This window comes from Stenotrophomonas sp. YJH_SMC_6, from assembly GCF_059371335.1.
The window spans coordinates 97,058-113,375 of the sequence record NZ_JCAFUM010000011.1 but is presented as its reverse complement, the minus strand read 5'-3'; the positions used below and the strand labels follow the sequence as shown (position 1 = coordinate 113,375).

Sequence of the window (16,318 nt, the reverse complement as noted above, 5' to 3'; positions counted from 1 at the left end):
TGGAGTCTCCTCATCGACAGCCTGTCCCCCCGCAGCGCGCCCGTCGCCATCGCCGTCGACCAGGTCGGCAAGTCCGTGCAGGGCCCGGAGGGTGAAGTCCACATACTGGACAACATCACCCTGACGGTCCATGAAGGCACCAGCGTGGCCATCGTCGGCGCCTCCGGTTCCGGCAAGACCACCCTGCTTGGCCTGCTGGCCGGGCTGGACCTGCCCAGTCGCGGCCGCATCGCACTGGCTGGCCAGGACCTGTCGGCGCTGGACGAGGAGGCCCGCGCCCAGCTGCGCGCGCGTGAGGTCGGCTTCGTGTTCCAGAGTTTCCACCTGCTGCCGGCGCTGACCGCCGCCGAGAATGTCGCGCTGCCGCTGGAACTGGCCGGACGCGAAGACCGGGCGCGGGTCGATGAAGTGCTGGCCCAGGTCGGGCTGGCCCATCGCGCCCGCCACTATCCGCGCCAGTTGTCGGGCGGCGAGCAGCAACGCGTGGCATTGGCACGTGCGTTCGTCACCCGCCCGTGCATCCTGTTCGCCGACGAACCGACCGGCTCGCTGGACCACGCCACCGGCCAGCACATCAGCGACCTGCTGTTCGAACTCAACGCCGGCAGCGGCACCACTCTGGTGCTGGTCACCCACGACCTGCGCCTGGCCCAGCGCTGCCAGTACATCCACCGCATCGACAACGGCCGCCTGCTGCCGGTCGAGCGTGGGGCGCAGGCATGAACCTGCTGCGGCATGCGTGGCGCGCGCTGCGCCGCGAGGCGCTGGCCGGTGACCTGCTGACCGTGTTCGTCGCACTGGTGCTGGGCGTGGCGGTGATGACCGCGGTCGGCACGCTGGTGAACCGGGTCAACCTGGCACTGACCGGCAGCGCGGCGGAAATGCTCGGCGGCGACCTCGGCATCGCCGGGCGCGATGACCCGCCGCAGGCATTCGCCGACGAGGCGCAGCGGCGTGGACTGGCCTTCACCCGCATCGCCAGCTTCGGCAGCGTGCTGTTCAACGGTGATGCCAGCCAGATGGCCAGCATCAAGGCGGTGCAGGCGGGCTATCCGCTGCGTGGCACGCTGCGGGTGCGCAGCACGCCCGGTGGCGCGCTGATCGCCAACGCCGGCATGCCGCCCAAGGGCCAGGCCTATGCCGACCCGCGCCTGCTGCAGGGGCTGGGACTGAAGGCCGGCGCCGATCTCGAGTTCGGCGCTGGCACGCTGCGCATCGCCGGCATCATCGAGGCCGAACCGGATACCGGTGGCGACCTGCTGACGCTCTCCCCCACCCTGCTGGTCAACCGCGCCGATGTGGAAGGCACCGGCCTGCTCGGCCCTGGCAGCCGCATCAGCTACCGGCTCATGTTCGCCGGCTCCGCCGACCAGGTTGCCGCGTTGCGCCAGTGGCTGCTGCCACAGGTAAAAGGCCTTCGCCTGCTGAGCGTGGACGACACCCAGCGCGGCGTGCGCCAGGCCTTCGATCTGGCCGGGCGCTTCCTCGGCCTGAGCGCACTGCTGGCGGTATTACTGGCCGGCGTGGCGACCGCGCTGGCGGCCAACCGTTTTGCCCTGCGCCGCATCGACCAGGTGGCGATCCTGCGCTGCCTGGGCGCGCGCCAGCGCGACATCCTGCTTGGCCTGGCGCTGCAGCTGCTGATGCTGGCGCTGCCGGCCTGTGCGCTCGGCATCGGCTTGGGCATGGCCGCGCAGGAAGGCCTGGTGCAGGTGCTGGGCAGCCTGGTGCCGCAGCGCTTGCCGCTACCCGAGGCGATGCCGGCGCTGACCGGCGCCGGCATCGGCCTGTTGCTGCTGTTCGGCTTCGGCCTGCCACCATTGCTGCGCCTGCGCGGGGTGCCGCCGATGCGTGTGCTCAACCGCTCTTTCGCCGCCCTGCCGCCAGCCTCGCTGCTGGCCTACGTAGCAGCGCTGGCGGCGAGCCTGCTGCTGGCGGTGCAGGTGACCGGTGATCTCAAGCTGGCGCTATGGGTGCTGGGCGGCCTGGCCGCGTTGGCGGTGGCGGCCGGCGTGGTCGGTTTCGCGCTGCTGCAGCTGCTGCGCGGCCTGCAGCACCGTCTGCACGGCCACTGGCGGCTGGGCCTGGCGGCGCTGACCCGGCGCCGGATGCTGGCGGTGATGCAGCTGGTCGGGCTGTCGCTGTCGCTGTGCGCGCTGTTGCTGCTGGCGGTGACCGGCCCCGGCCTGCTGCAGCAGTGGCGCGAGCGACTGCCTGCGGACACGCCGAACTACTTCCTGATCAACATCCAGCCCGAACAGCGCGACAGCGTGCTGGCCGCGCTGCGCGGACTGGGCGCCAACGACGCCAGCATCGAACCGATGGCCACCGGCCGCCTGATCGCGATCAACGGCAAGCCGCCGCTGCGCGTGGATCGCTCGCCGGACCAGAGCGGGCAGCCGGCGTCAGGCGAAGCCCAGCGCGATGACGACGACGAGAACCGGCCGTTGAACTTCAGCTGGCGCAGCAGCTTCCCGCCGGCCAACACGCTGATGAACGGCACCTTCTGGACGCCCGACAGCACGGCATCGGAGGCGTCGGTTGAGATCGGCTGGGCCAAGCGCTACGGCGTATATCCGGGCGACCGCATCACCATTGCAGTAGGCGAGCAGGAGCGCGAGTTCACCGTGACCAGTGTGCGCAAGGCCGACTGGAACACCTTCCGCCCGAACTTCTTCGTGCTGCTGAACCCGAACGCGGTGGGCGATACACCGCACAACCTGCTGTCGGCATTCCACCTGCCGGCCGGCAAGGCAGCCGGACTGGGCGAGCTGGTGCGCGCTCAGCCCAACCTGTCGCTGCTGGACGTGGACGCGGTGATCTCGCAGGTGCGCGATGTGATGGAGCGGCTGGCACAGGCGGTGAAGCTGGTGATGGTGTTCAGCCTGCTGGCCGGCGTGCTGGTGCTGCTGGCCGCGCTGCAGGCCACGGCGGGCGAGCGTCGCTACGACAGCGCGGTGCTGCGCACGCTGGGCGCGACCCGGCGCCAGCTGCGCGGTGCGGTGCTGGTGGAGTTCGGCGCACTGGGCACGCTGGCCGCGTTGCTCGCGGTGGGCGCGGCGGCCGCCATCGGCGTGGCAGTCTCGCAGAAGGTGTTCGAGCTGCCATTGCTGCCGCCGTGGCCGGGCCTGCTGATCGGCGGCGTGGTCGGCATCGGGCTGAGCCTGCTGGCAGGCTGGTGGGGTACGCGGGCGATCCTGCATACGCCACCGGCATTGGCGCTGCGCGAGGCCTGAGGCGGCGCCGGACCGGGGCGCGTGCCGAGCAAGCTCGGCACCTACCAAGAGCCCAGGACGGCGCTGCCAGTGTTCAAGGAACAAGCACATCCACGCATGGCGTGGATCTACTGGGCCTTTTCCACGTACTTGGCGAACACGTCGTCGATCTGCTTGTCCTTCACCTTCTTGCCGGACTGGATCGCTTCGGCCTGGGTGAACAGCGGAATGATCATCGCCATGCCGTCGATCCTGGTCTTCAGGTGCACGCCCGGGGCCTGGGTCAGGAAACCGTCCCAGCGCTGGCGAACCTTGGCCCAGTAGCCGGCGGTGGCCTTCCAGTAGTTGCGCGCCGGGGTGAAGTCGACCTCGGTGGTCTTCACATAGTCGTTGAAGCCGAACTCGCGTGCGATCTCCACTTGGCTGCCATCGGCGTTGCGCTGCACCTTGGTGTTGAACTGCTCGTGGGTCCAGCCGTTCGGGGTCAGCGTGTGGCGGTTGACCACAGCCAGCGCGTTGTAGTCGCTGCGCTTGGTGTACTCACGGCGCGGCAGCGGGCGCCAGCTCAGGTCGCTGGTCCAGCTCGGCACGTTGTTGGTGTAGGTCCAGGTGCCGGTGCCACAGTAGCGCGGTGCGTCGCTCACTTCGTACACGCACTGGGTCCAGGCGCCCTGGTTCACCGCCGACGGAATACTGCGCACCCTCCAGGTCTGGTCGGCGCTGAACTCGAAACGGTTCGGTGCTTCGTACACCCAGTCCTGGCGCCAGTGCTTGGTGATGTGGCCGCTCTTTTCATCCAGCAGCAGGTGCTGCAGCACGATGCGCTTCGGCGTGTCCTCGACCACGATGACCACTTCACTGCCGCCGCTGCGCATCGCCGGTGCACGCTCGTAGCCCGGCTTCAGCAGCACGGTCTCGTCGAAGGCGAAGTCCACGGTGTACTCACCCTGCATGGCGAGGATGCTGTCGTGGTCGCGGGCGATATCGGAGGGCTGCGCGCTGGCCACGCCGCTGGCGGCGAGCAGCAGCATGGCGCTGGCTGTCTGGAGCTTCATCGGGGTTTTCCTTCGGGGTTGCAGTTCATCGAGGGGCCATCCGTGGCCAACGGGCGTTCCATCAGGAGAGGGTCACAGGCGGATCAGCGGCAGGTCGCCGGGAATCTGGGGCGCCGGACGCCGGGCGGCGTCGGCACAGCAGCAGTCGTCGATCGCCAGCTCGCCTTCAGCACCTTCCAGGCGTGCGATGCGGCGCGCGGTGGCCGCGCCCAGCGAGGACAGGGTCGACAGACTGGCGGCCAGCGTGCGTCCGTCGTCGGCGGCATGCAGGCGCAGCGCGCACAGGCGCCAGCGCTGGCCGCCAAGATGGCCGGCCAGACGCCGCCACAAGCGTTCGCCAACGCTCGCCTCGACGTCGTGTTCCGGTCCCGGCGGCAGCGGCGCGACCAGACGGTCCCAGGCCAGGAAATCGCTGTCGGGCAGCAGGTACAGGCGCCACACGCAGCGGCCGCGGCCATCAAGGAAGCACAGGCTTTCGCGCAGGCCCTCGCTGTCCACGCCCTGACAGGCGTGTACGCGTACGGCCTGGCGCCAGCCGCCCAGCTCGTTGCCGTCGGCGTGGTACAGGCACAACACGGTGCCGAGCGTGGCCAGCTGTGCCGGGGTCGGCCAGGCCGCGCTGTTCGGCGCGGCGATGGAGTCATTCCTGCGTGCGGACAGTGCTCGGCTCATGAGGTCACCAGGAAACGGCAAGGCTGGCGGAGAAGGTGCGGCCCGGGCTGCTGAAACGATCGCTCAGTGCGCGATCGGTGATCAGGCTCGGGGTGATCGACGACCATTCGATGTAGCGCTTGTCGGCCAGGTTGAACACGCCGACATTGAAGGTGGCACCCGGCGCGAAGTTCCAGTGCGCCATCAGGTCCAGCACGCCGTAGCCGGCCGGCTGGTAGACGAACGGCGCCGGTGCGTTCGGATTGGTCTGCGCTGCAGGCGGCGACAGGCGCTTCTTGCGCTGCACGAAGGTACCGGCCAGTTCGACGCCCCAGGTATCGGTGTCGTACATCAGGCCCAGCGTGCCACGCAGCGGATCGACCGAGGCCAGCGGTTCGTCATCGGTCCGGTTGTCACCACGCGACCATGCCAACGCACTGCGCAGCGCCCAGCCCTTCAGCGCCGGGCTGAGTTCGCCGAACTCGATGCCGGCCTTCATTTCCGCGCCATAGATGCGCGCGTCGGCGATGTTCTGCGACTGGAACACGGTCAAACCCTGTGCGTTGCGACCGGTATCGACGTTGGACTGGATGAAATCCTTGTAGTCGTTGTAGTAGCCGCTGACGCTGACGTACGCCGCCGGCGCGATGAAGCGCAGGCCCAGTTCGTAACCGTCGCTGGTTTCCGGCTTCAGATCCGGGTTGGCGATGGCGGTATAGCGGAAGGCGACGTTGGTCAGGCCGATGTTGACGTCGTTGTACGGCGGCGAACGGAAGCCACGCGCATAACCGGCGAACAGCGACCATTCGTCGGTGAAGCGCCAGACCATGCCCAGCTTCGGCGACACGCTGGTCTTCTTCAGCTGCGCCACGGCCGTGGTCGGGTTGTCTTCGGCGAAGATGCTGTCCACTTCCGGCTTCAGCTCGTAGCGGTCCACGCGCACGCCCGGTACCAGCGACAGCCGGCCATCGGCAAAGCGCATCTCATCCTGTGCATACAGGCCCAGCTCGGTGGTCTTGCTGATCGGGAAGTCACGCACCGGGAAGGTGTCCGGCAGCACCGTGTTGCTGACCACGCCAGCCTTGCTGACCTGATAGCCGTCGCGCTTCTGGCGGATCTCGGTACGGGTGCCTTCGAAACCGTAGGTCAATGCGTGCTCGACGCTGCCGGTGGTGAACGCCTTGTTGAACTGCGCCTGCAGGCCATAGGCATGCTGGTCGAAGGAGAACACGCGGTGGCGGCGGGTGCCGTCGGTGCGGGTCTCGTCGGTCTGCTGCCGGGTTTCGCTGTTCTGCGCGTACACCTGCCAATGCAGGCTGTCGGCGAACGGCTGGTCCAGCGCATCCATCTCGTGGGCGAAGGACACGCGGTTGCGCTTCTGGGTGTCGTGGGACTTCATGCCAGTGGCCGCAGCCATCGCGCCGGGGCGCGGTGCAACGCTGGCGATCGCCGACAGCACATTGGTATCGGTGGTGTCTTCGTTGCCTTCCACGGTCAAGCGGAAGCGCTGGTCCTCGCTGGGTGCATAGACCAGTTTGCTGAGCAGGCTGCGGCCGTCGCGATCCTGCGGATTGGACGCGGTGCGGGTGTCGTTGTCGCTGCGCACCGTGCCCTTGTTGTCCGTTTCCTGGCCCTGGTGATGGTTGACGTTGACCAGGCCGCTCCAGTGGTCGCCACCGAAGGCGGCGGTGGCACCGCCGAGCAGGCCCTTCCACTCACCGTCGTAGCCGAACTTCAGGCCGAAGTAGCTGTTCTTGCCGTCCTTGAGATAGTCGGCCGGGTCTTTGGTCACGAACGCGACCACGCCACCGAGTGCGTCGGAGCCGTACAGCGAGCTGGCCGGTCCACGCACGATCTCGACGCGCTTGAGCGTATCGAGGTCGGTGAAGTTGCGGTTGGAACTGGCGAACGAACCGATGTCGAACCGGGTCGGCATGACGATGCCGTCGGTCTGGATGCGCACGCGGTTGCCGTCCAGGCCACGGATGCGGAAACCATCCAGGCCGAAGCGGGTCGCGCTGCGGGTGACCGACAGTCCCGGCTCGTAGCGCACCAGATCCTTGATGTCCTGCACCAGGTGCCGGTCCATCTGCTCACGGTCGATGACATCCACCGTGGCCGCCACGTCGCTCACCGCCCGCTCGGTGCGGGTGGCGGTGACCTGCACCCGATCGAATTCGCGCGCATCGGGGGCAGCAGTGGCAGCAGTGGCAGCAGTGGCAGCAGCGTGGGCGGACAGCGGCAGCGCCATCCAGACAGCAAGGCAAAGGGCGGTATGGCGGGTCATCGGGTTCGTTCGGTCAGGCAGGGGAACCCCCGGTTACCGGCACACCCGGAAGGTGCACGCGGTAGACCGAGGGGGAGAGAGCGGGAGCGGACGGGTCGCCCACCCTGTCGGCGCTGCCGGCAGGAGGGAGGGAGGCGGGCGACCAGACCGCGATTACTTGGTCAGGATCAGCTTGTCGTTGCTGGTGTGCCGCAGGCGATAGAAGCGGTCGCCGTGCTGGATCAGGATTTCACGACGGCCCTTGAGCAGGGCTTCGCTGTCGATGACCTCTTCCGGCGGAACGACGCGGACCGGTCGATCGCGGAGGGTCAGCGTTTCGGGGCGCAGCAGTACAGGTTGAGCATTCATGAGCATCTGGACTCGTGCGAGGGACGAGTCAAATGATAATGATTCTCAGTTGACAATCAACAACCATTCTCAATTTGATTGATGAGATTAATGATCGAATTCTGAAATTCGATAGATGTTGCCAATCAATTGGCGACATATGTGTAGAGTCGACTGTCAGTCGTCTGCTGTTGCTGGAAGCAGTCGGTTATTCGAAGCAGTCGGTTATTCGAAGCAGTCGGTTATTCGAAGCAGTCGACTATTCGAAGCAGTCGACTAACAGTCGACTCTACAACCGAGGCCCGAGCCCGAGCCGGCCCGACCGAGGCCCCCAGGCCCGGTCGGCCCCGGGGTTCAGGCGAAGACGGCTTCGACCTCGGCCCAGCCGGCCGCATCGACCTGCTCCAGCACTTCCAACGCCTGCAGGTTCTGCAGCAGCTGGCTGACCCGGCTGGCGCCGAGGATCACGCTGGAAACGTTCGGGTTGCGCAGGCACCAGGCAATGGCCAGCGTGGCCGGGGCGTGGCCCAGCGCGCGTGCCACCTCGCTGAAGCGCCGCACCTGGCCCAGGCGGGCCCCGGCGTCGGCCCCCAGCACCAGGTTCTGCAACCACTCCATGCCTTCCCGCCCCAGCCGTGCATCGGCCGGAATGCCCTGGTCGTACTTGCCGGTGAGCAGGCCCGACGCCAGCGGCGAGAAGATGGTGGTACCCAGGCCGGCACCGGCATACAGCGGCGCGTACTCGACCTCGACCCGCTCGCGGTGCAGCAGGTTGTACTGCGGCTGCTCCATCGACGGGCCCTGCAGGTTGCGCGCCTCGGCGATGTCCAGCGCCTGCTGGATCTGCACCGCCGACCACTCCGAGGTGCCCCAGTAGAGGATCTTGCCCTGCCGCACCAGGGTGTCCATCGCATGCACGGTCTCGGCGATCGGCGCGTCCGGATCCGGGCGGTGGCAGTAGTAAAGGTCCAGGTAGTCCACCCGCAGGCGCTTGAGTGCAGCGTGGCAGGCGTCGGTCACGTGCTTGCGCGACAGCCCGCGCTGGGTCGGCCGCGGGTCCTTGGCGCTGCCGAAAAACACCTTGCTGGACACGCAGAAACCGTCGCGCGGCAGGCGCAGGTCGGCGATCACGTCACCCATGACCTGTTCGGCACGGCCGTTGGCATAGCCCTCGGCGTTGTCGAAGAAGTTGACACCATGATCCCAGGCGGCGGCCACCAGGTTGCGGGCCTCATCACGCGGGATCTGGTCACCGAAGGTCACCCAGGCGCCGAAGGAAAGGGCGGAAATCGGCAGGCCGGTGGAGCCCAGGCGACGGTATTGCATGCGAATCTCCTGCTGCGGGCCCGCATCCGGGCCGGGATCGACCCCCATTCTACCTGCCGCCGCCAGCCGCAAGCCCTTGCCGTTGCTGGCCTGATCGGTACCGTTGGCCGCGCGCACGCTGCTTTTTCTTGCCCCGGCCCCTGCCCTGCACTAGGCTTCCCGTTTTTCGCGACGCCCCAGGGGAGTCACTCACATGGTCGAAGGTTTGGGCAGGATCGGCTTCGGCCTGTTCGGGTTGGCGGTGCTGATCGGCATCACCTGGTTGTTTTCCAATAACAAGCGCGCGGTTGACTGGAAGCTGGTTGCCACCGGTATCACCCTGCAGATCGCCTTCGCGGCGCTGGTGATCCTGGTGCCGGGCGGGCGCGACGTGTTCGACGCGCTGGGCCACGGCTTCGTCAAGGTGCTGAGCTTCGTCAACGAGGGTTCCGGTTTCATCTTCGGCTCGTTGATGGACACCAAGAATTACGGCTTCATCTTCGCCTTCCAGGTGCTGCCGACCATCATCTTCTTCTCGGCGCTGATGGGGGTGATGTACCACCTGAACATCATGCAGGCGATCGTGCGCGTGATGGCGTGGGCGATCACCAAGGTCATGCGTGTGTCCGGTGCGGAAACCACCAGCGTCTGCGCCAGCGTCTTCATCGGCCAGACCGAGGCGCCGCTGACCGTGCGCCCGTACATCGCCAGGATGACCCAGTCCGAGCTGCTGACCATGATGATCGGCGGCATGGCACACATCGCCGGCGGCGTGCTGGCGGCCTACGTGGGCATGCTTGGCGGCGGCGACCCAGCGCAGCAGGCCTTCTACGCCAAGCATCTGCTGGCGGCCAGCATCATGGCCGCGCCGGCCACCTTGGTCGTGGCCAAGCTGCTGATCCCGGAAACCGGCACCCCGCTCACCCGCGGCACGGTGAAGATGGAAGTCGAAAAGACCTCCAGCAACATCATCGACGCGGCTGCGGCCGGCGCCGGCGACGGCCTGAAGCTGGCGCTGAACATCGGCGCGATGCTGCTGGCCTTCATCGCCCTGATCGCGCTGCTGAACGCCCCGCTGACCTGGATCGGTGAAGTGACCGGCCTGGCTGCGCAGATCGGCAAGCCGACCAACCTGTCGACCATCTTCGGCTACCTGCTGGCCCCGATCGCCTGGGTGATCGGTACGCCGTGGGCCGATGCCACCACCGTCGGTTCGCTGATCGGCCAGAAGGTCGTGATCAACGAGTTCGTGGCCTACACCGAGTTGTCGCAGATCGTGAACGGCCAGGTGGCTGGCGTCAGCCTGTCCAGCGAAGGTCGCCTGATCGCGACCTACGCGCTGTGCGGCTTCGCCAACTTCAGCTCGATCGCGATCCAGATCGGCGGCATCGGTGGCCTGGCTCCGGAACGTCGCCACGACCTGGCCAAGTTCGGCCTGCGCGCGGTGCTGGGCGGTACCATTGCCACCTTCATGACGGCGACCATCGCCGGCGTGCTGACGCACTTCAGTTGAACCCTTGGTTGAGAAAAGATTCCCTATGAGCAGCAGTGTCGTTGTCGTCGGTTCCTTCAATGTCGATCACGTGTGGCGGTGCGAGTCGCTGCCGGCACCGGGCGCGACCATTGCCGGCCGCTACAGCACCGGCCCCGGTGGCAAGGGCTTCAACCAGGCCGTGGCGGCCTGCCGCGCCGGTGCCGAGACGCACTTCGTGTGCGCGCTGGGCGACGACGCCGGTGGCGCCACCGCGCGCGAACTGGCGGCGCAGGATGGTTTCGACCTCATCGCCGAAGCCAGCAGCGAACCGACCGGCACCGCCGGCATCTACGTCGATGCCCGTGGCCGCAACACCATCGTGATCGGCCCGGGTGCCAACGCTGCGCTGAGCACCGACTTCCTGCAACAGCAGCAGGCCCTGCTGACCGGCGCCAGGGTGGTGCTGGTGCAGCTGGAATCGCCGGTGCAGACCATCGAAGCGGCACTGGCCACGGCCCGCGAGGCCGGCGTCACCACCGTGCTCAACACCGCACCGGCCGATGCCCCCTCGACCATCGGCCTGCTCAAGCTGGCCGATGTGATCACCCCGAACGAGACCGAGTTCGCTGCCCTGCTCGGCCGCCATGTCGGTGAGCGCGTGGATGCCAACGACGTCGCCGCGCTGGATGGCGCCAGCCTGCACGCGCTGTGCCGCAAGCTGGTCGGCAACGGTACCGTGGTGGTCACCCTGGGCTCGGTGGGCGTGTTCGTGTCGCATGCCGACGAGAACCTGCGCGGCGATACCCAGCCGTACTACCGCGTGGGCGCCGAACAGGTACAGGCCATCGACACCACCGGTGCCGGTGACGCCTTCAACGGTGCGCTGGCCGCGTCGCTGGCGCAGGTGGCCGACGCCCCGTTCGCCCGCCACGTGCGCTTCGCCAACCAGTTCGCCGGTCGTTCGACCGAGAAGGAAGGTGCTGCAGCGGCGATGCCGCGCTTCACCCCGGCCGACGCCGAAGCAAAGTAGATCCACGCCATGCGTGGATGAAGAAGCCCGGGTGTGCAGACACCCGGGCTTTTTTTGTTTGCCTTTCAATGAGGCAGATCCACGCCATGCGTGGATGAGCGAGACCGGGCAAGCTGCCGCAGCAGCAGGCCCGCGACGATTGCCAGCAGCGCCACGGCAGCGGCCACCACGCCCAGCGAGGCAAGCCCGAAGCGTTCGATGGCCCCACCTCCCAGCAGCGCGCCGAGGCCGATGCCGGCGTTGGCCGCGGACACATTCAAGGTTCCCGCCAGCGCCTGCGCCTGCGGCGCCGCACGCATCACCCGCACCTGGCACAGCGGGAACAATGCGGTATGCGCCACACCCCACAGGGCCAGTGCGATCAGCACGAACGTGCCGTGGCCGGCCAGCCCGACACTGGCCAGCACGCCCAGCGCCAGCACCGCGCAGAACACCAGGGTCGCGCCCAGCGGCGCACGATCGACCCAGCGCCCACCCAGTGCATTGCCGATCAACCCGACAGCTCCGAAGCCCATCAGCCACCAGCCCACCTGTGCCGCCGGTACCTGCATCAGCCGCTCCAGCACATCGGCCAGGTAGGTATAGGCAGCAAACATCGCGGTGAACACCAGCACCGACAGCAGCACATCGCCCAGCAACTGCGGCTGGCGCAGTACTCGTGCCTGTTCGCCCAGCGCGCGCCGCGGTCCGGCCACGGTGTCCGGCATCCACAACGCCAGCGCGCCGGCCATCAACAGCGACAGGGCCGCCAACAGCCAGAAGCTGCCGCGCCAATCGAGGGCGTCGGCAGCCAACGTACCCAGCGGGATACCGAACAGCATTGCGGCGGTGATACCCAGGTAGACCCGCGCGACCGCACGACCGCCCTGCCCTGCAGGGGCCAGCTGCGCAGCAGTCTCACTGGCGGTGCCCCAGAACACCGGCAGGGCCAGTGCCGGCAGCACCCGCGCCAGCGCCAGCAGCCACGGCTGCGTGGCCATCGCGGCCAGCGCGTTGGAACCCGCGAACAACAGCAGGATGGCCACGAACAGGCGGCGCCTGCCGACGTGTGACAGCAGCGCGGTCAACGGTGGCCCGGCCAGCATCACGGTGAACGCGAACAAGGTAACCAGCTGCCCGGCGCGGGCGATGCCCAGGCCAATGTCGCGCGCCAGCGCCGTCAACAGGCCGACGATCAGGAACTCGGTGGTGACGATGACGAAGGCGGACACCGCCAGCAGGACAACCGAAAGGCGTGCGCGGCCGTTTGCGCGGACAGCGGCCGCGGCGGAATCGAGGGAGAACATGGGCAGGCATCAGAACAGGGGCCGCCAGCCTATTTCCTCCCCGGATTCCGATTGCTGCTATGTTTTCCATCGATTCCGGACAGAAATTCCCCATGCTTCCCACCGAGCGCCTGCGCGGCATCGAGGCCTTCGTCGCCACCGCCGATGCCGGCAGCTTCACTGCCGCCGCCGAACGCCTGCACCTGACCAGTTCGGCGGTGGGCAAGACCATCGCACGGCTGGAGACACGCCTGGGCGCGCGGTTGTTCGAACGCAGCACGCGCCGCCTTCGCCTGACCGAGGCTGGTGAGGGCTTCTATCGCACCTGCGTGCGGGTGCTGGGCGAGCTGGCCGATGCCGAGTCGGTGCTGGTCTCGCACGCAGACGCGCCCGTGGGCCGCCTGCGGGTGGATGCGCCGGCCACCTTCGGGCGCCTCAAAGTCTGGCCGTTGCTGCTGCAGCTGGCCGCCGAGTTTCCACAGTTGCATCCGCAGGTGACCTTCAGCGACCGCTTCAGCGACCTCGCCGAGGACGGCGTCGACCTCGCCGTACGCATCGGCGGTCCCGAGCCGCTGCCCGCCATGCTGGGCAGCCGCCTGCTCGGTTACGAATGCCTGCGCTTCTGCGCCTCCCCGGCCTACCTGCTTCGGCATGGCCAGCCCCGCTCGGCCGCCGAGCTGGCCGGGCATGACGGTGTGCTGTTCGGACGCGCGGACGGCAGCATCGGGCCGTGGCAGGTGGCCGATGGCAGGCAGCGCAGTACACCGCTGCAGGCCCGCGCGCGCCTGGTGGTTGGCAGCGCCGAGGCCCAGGTGGCGGCGGTCGAGGCCGGCTTCGGCATCGCGCAGCTGGCCACCTGGCTGGTCGATGACGCGCTGGCGCGCGGCAGCCTGGTCTCGATCCTGCCGTCACTGGACTGCCGCGGCCTGCCGCTGCGCCTGCTGTGGCCGCAGGGCCGGCAACGGCTGCCACGCGTGGACGTGGCCCTGGACCGTCTCGGCGCCGGGTTGCAGATCGATCCGCCGCGCTGAGCGAAGCGCCATCGGCGGCGGTCGCATCGAACAGCTGCGACTGCCGGTCGCATTGCCCGCATCCCGCCCCTCACCCACCATCCGCGCAGCGTTTCAGCGTGGGCAGGACATGGACGGATTCCCCTGGTTGCTGGTTGCCGCCGCCGGTAGTGCCATCGCAGCCTTGCTGCATATCGGCTGCATTGCCTTCGGCGCCGCGTGGTACAGGTACTTCGGTGCTGGCCAGCGCATGGTCCGGCTGGCACAGGCCGGGCATTGGTGGCCGCCGCTGATGACCGCCGGCATTACTGCCGTGCTGGTGGCCTGGGCGCTGTACGCACTGGCCGCCGCGGGCTGGCATTCGCCGCTGCCGGCCAGTCGTCTGGTCCTGACGGGCATCGCCCTGCTGTTGCTGCTGCGCGCGGCGATGGGCTTCGGCCTGGCGCTGCTCCGGCCCGGCTACAACGGCCGGCGCTTCTGGGTAGCCAGTTCACTGGTCTGCCTCTGCCTGGGGCTGGCCTTCGCGCTGGGGACCCGGCAGGCCTGGCAGAGCCTGGGGTAGCCGCCTACCATCGCCCGCCCTTGGGGGCGGCGGAAGCAACCGTCAAGCATCTGCTGATGCCGGTACGGCATGAGGTCGGTGCCGATCGGCCTGAACCGGACCGCGCCCGACGCGGCCGTACCGCCGCGCGCGCCCTACAATGGGCGCATGCAGATCGGCCCGTACACCATTGCCCCCAACGTCGTGCTGGCGCCCATGGCCGGCGTCACCGACAAGCCCTTCCGCCTGCTGTGCAAACGGCTGGGCGCGGGTCTGGCCGCCTCGGAAATGACCATCAGTGATCCGCGCTTCTGGAACACGCGCAAGTCGATCCACCGCATGGACCATGACGGCGAACCGGCCCCGATCAGCGTGCAGATCGCCGGCACCGAGCCGCAGCAGCTGGCCGAGGCCGCGCGCTACAACGTCGACCACGGCGCGCAGATCATCGACATCAACATGGGGTGCCCGGCCAAGAAGGTGTGCAACGCCTGGGCCGGTTCGGCACTGATGCGCGACGAGCAACTGGTGGCGCGCATCCTCGAGGCCGTGGTCAACGCGGTGGACGTGCCGGTCACGCTGAAGATCCGTACCGGTTGGGACTGCGATCATCGCAATGGCCCGCTGATCGCACGCATCGCCGAGGACAGCGGTATCGCGGCACTGGCGGTGCACGGCCGTACCCGCGACCAGCACTACACCGGCCAGGCGGAGTACGCCACGATCGGCGAGATCAAGGCCGCGCTGCGCATTCCGGTGATCGCCAACGGCGATATCGATTCGCCGCAGAAGGCCGCCTACGTCCTGAAGGAAACCGGCGTGGATGCGGTGATGATCGGTCGCTCGGCGCAGGGCCGGCCGTGGATCTTCCGCGAAGTGGCGCACTACCTGGCCACCGGCGAGGAACTGCCACCGCCATCACTGGCGGAAGTGCGCGACATCCTGCTTGGCCACCTGCACGCGCTGCATGCGTTCTATGGCGAGCCGCAGGGCGTGCGCATCGCGCGCAAGCACCTGGGCTGGTATGCCAAGGACCGGCCGGAGAATGCCGCTTTCCGCGCGGTGGTCAACCGTGCCGAGGATCCGGCCAGCCAGATCGCATTGACCACCGAATACTTCGACCGCCTGATCGCCGGGGAACCGGCGCTGCCTTCGGCGGCCTGAGCCGCCAGCCCCGCGTTTGCGAACAGTCGAGCCAGCTCGACGCTACAAGAGCCCACCATGACCCCGCCGATTTCCTCCCCGACCTATCTGCACGGGTTTTCCGGCACCGAGCAGCAGCGCCTGATGACCCAGGCCCGGCTGCTGGAGTCAAGCATCTTCGGCCAGATCGACTACAGCGGCGCACGTCGCCTGCTGGAAGTCGGCAGCGGCGTGGGCGCACAGACCGAGATCCTGCTGCGCCGCTTCCCCGAGCTGCACGTGACCGGCGTGGACCTGAGCGAAACGCAGCTGGCCACCGCGCGCGAGAACCTGGCGCGCACGCCGTGGTGCAGCGACCGCTATACCCTGCAGCAGGCCGATGCCGGTGAGCTGCCGTTCGAGGCACGCAGCTTCGACGCGGCGTTCCTGTGCTGGGTGCTGGAGCACGTGCCGTCACCCGCACGTGTGCTGAGCGAAGTGCGCCGGGTGCTGGCACCGGGTTCGCCGGTGTACATCACCGAAGTGATGAATGCCTCGTTCCTGCTCGATCCGTATTCGCCGCACATCTGGCGCTACTGGATGGCCTTCAACGATTTCCAGTACGACCACGGGGGCGACCCGTTCGTCGGCGCCAAGCTGGGCAACCTGCTGCTGGCCGGCGGCTTCCGCGACGTGCACACCGAGATCAAGACCATCCACCTGGACAACCGCGAGCCGGCGCGTCGCAAGACGATGATCGCGTTCTGGGAACAGCTGCTGCTGTCGGCCGCCGACCAGCTGCTGCAGGCCGGCTCGGTGGACGAGGAAACCGTGGAGGGCATGCGCCGCGAGTTCCGCCTGGTGCAGAACGACCCGAACGCGGTGTTCTTCTACTCGTTCGTGCAGGGCCGCGCGACGGTGTATTGAGGCCCATCCTCGCCACAGGATGGCCTGCGGCTCCGGCGGCAACCGGCTAGAATCCCGCAGTCCCGGCCTCGAAACGGCGCGTGCCGGGATCCCCCTCTATTGCCCTCAG

14 protein-coding genes are annotated in these 16,318 nt (G+C 68.0%); 8 read left to right on the top strand and 6 right to left on the bottom strand.

The genetic code is table 11. From position 1 onward, the window contains the following. Window positions 1–75: 75 nt before the first annotated feature. Window positions 76–723: an ABC transporter ATP-binding protein gene (locus tag AC5P9N_RS13850; RefSeq protein ID WP_099484681.1), complete on the top strand. Its 648-nt coding sequence runs from the start codon at window positions 76–78 to the stop codon at window positions 721–723. Further along, window positions 720–3,236 (top strand): ABC transporter permease, encoded by a 2,517-nt coding sequence (locus AC5P9N_RS13845; protein WP_164212710.1) that lies wholly within the window; start codon window positions 720–722, stop codon window positions 3,234–3,236. The genes AC5P9N_RS13850 and AC5P9N_RS13845 overlap by 4 nt, the downstream gene beginning before the upstream one ends. Window positions 3,237–3,343: 107 nt before the next feature. Here the strand turns inward: AC5P9N_RS13845 and AC5P9N_RS13840 are convergent, their stop codons facing one another. From AC5P9N_RS13840 to AC5P9N_RS13820, 5 genes are all read right to left on the bottom strand, one after another. Continuing rightward, the gene (locus AC5P9N_RS13840) at window positions 3,344–4,270 is read right to left on the bottom strand and encodes a DUF6607 family protein (protein ID WP_099484683.1); all 927 of its coding nucleotides are present in this window, start codon (window positions 4,268–4,270) and stop codon (window positions 3,344–3,346) included. Between the two features lie 72 nt (window positions 4,271–4,342). Then, window positions 4,343–4,942, bottom strand: a complete 600-nt coding sequence (locus tag AC5P9N_RS13835; protein WP_049397450.1) for a ChuX/HutX family heme-like substrate-binding protein — start codon at window positions 4,940–4,942, stop codon at window positions 4,343–4,345. Between the two features lie 4 nt (window positions 4,943–4,946). Beyond that, window positions 4,947–7,208 carry a TonB-dependent hemoglobin/transferrin/lactoferrin family receptor gene (locus AC5P9N_RS13830; RefSeq protein WP_369479382.1) on the bottom strand — a complete coding sequence of 754 codons (2,262 nt, stop codon included), beginning with the start codon at window positions 7,206–7,208 and terminating at the stop codon, window positions 4,947–4,949. A 153-nt stretch (window positions 7,209–7,361) separates the two neighbouring features. Continuing rightward, the gene (hemP, locus tag AC5P9N_RS13825) at window positions 7,362–7,556 is read right to left on the bottom strand and encodes a hemin uptake protein HemP (RefSeq protein WP_005412278.1); all 195 of its coding nucleotides are present in this window, start codon (window positions 7,554–7,556) and stop codon (window positions 7,362–7,364) included. 333 nt (window positions 7,557–7,889) lie between these two features. Beyond that, window positions 7,890–8,861 (bottom strand): aldo/keto reductase, encoded by a 972-nt coding sequence (locus AC5P9N_RS13820; RefSeq protein WP_099484710.1) that lies wholly within the window; start codon window positions 8,859–8,861, stop codon window positions 7,890–7,892. Window positions 8,862–9,054: 193 nt separating this feature from the next. Between AC5P9N_RS13820 and AC5P9N_RS13815 the strand changes: the two genes are divergently transcribed. Next, window positions 9,055–10,353 carry a NupC/NupG family nucleoside CNT transporter gene (locus AC5P9N_RS13815; RefSeq protein ID WP_005408115.1) on the top strand — a complete coding sequence of 433 codons (1,299 nt, stop codon included), beginning with the start codon at window positions 9,055–9,057 and terminating at the stop codon, window positions 10,351–10,353. Between the two features lie 25 nt (window positions 10,354–10,378). Beyond that, window positions 10,379–11,344 (top strand): ribokinase, encoded by a 966-nt coding sequence (locus AC5P9N_RS13810; RefSeq protein ID WP_099484685.1) that lies wholly within the window; start codon window positions 10,379–10,381, stop codon window positions 11,342–11,344. A gap of 65 nt (window positions 11,345–11,409) precedes the next feature. Here AC5P9N_RS13810 and AC5P9N_RS13805 read toward each other — a convergent pair whose 3' ends face one another. Further along, window positions 11,410–12,630 carry an MFS transporter gene (locus AC5P9N_RS13805; RefSeq protein ID WP_099484686.1) on the bottom strand — a complete coding sequence of 407 codons (1,221 nt, stop codon included), beginning with the start codon at window positions 12,628–12,630 and terminating at the stop codon, window positions 11,410–11,412. Between the two features lie 92 nt (window positions 12,631–12,722). On the opposite strand from AC5P9N_RS13805, the gene AC5P9N_RS13800 reads away from it, so the two are divergent. The 4 genes from AC5P9N_RS13800 (at window position 12,723) to AC5P9N_RS13785 (ending at window position 16,209) form a co-directional block, all read left to right on the top strand. Next, window positions 12,723–13,640 (top strand): LysR family transcriptional regulator, encoded by a 918-nt coding sequence (locus tag AC5P9N_RS13800; protein WP_049459455.1) that lies wholly within the window; start codon window positions 12,723–12,725, stop codon window positions 13,638–13,640. A gap of 109 nt (window positions 13,641–13,749) precedes the next feature. Then, a complete protein-coding gene (locus AC5P9N_RS13795) occupies window positions 13,750–14,181 on the top strand; it encodes a hypothetical protein (RefSeq protein ID WP_032966440.1) in 432 nt (143 codons plus the stop codon). A gap of 147 nt (window positions 14,182–14,328) precedes the next feature. Further along, a complete protein-coding gene (gene dusB / locus AC5P9N_RS13790) occupies window positions 14,329–15,324 on the top strand; it encodes a tRNA dihydrouridine synthase DusB (protein WP_012479176.1) in 996 nt (331 codons plus the stop codon). Window positions 15,325–15,381: 57 nt separating this feature from the next. After that, window positions 15,382–16,209, top strand: a complete 828-nt coding sequence (locus tag AC5P9N_RS13785) for a class I SAM-dependent methyltransferase (RefSeq protein WP_005408109.1) — start codon at window positions 15,382–15,384, stop codon at window positions 16,207–16,209. The last annotated feature ends 109 nt before the right edge of the window (window positions 16,210–16,318 follow it).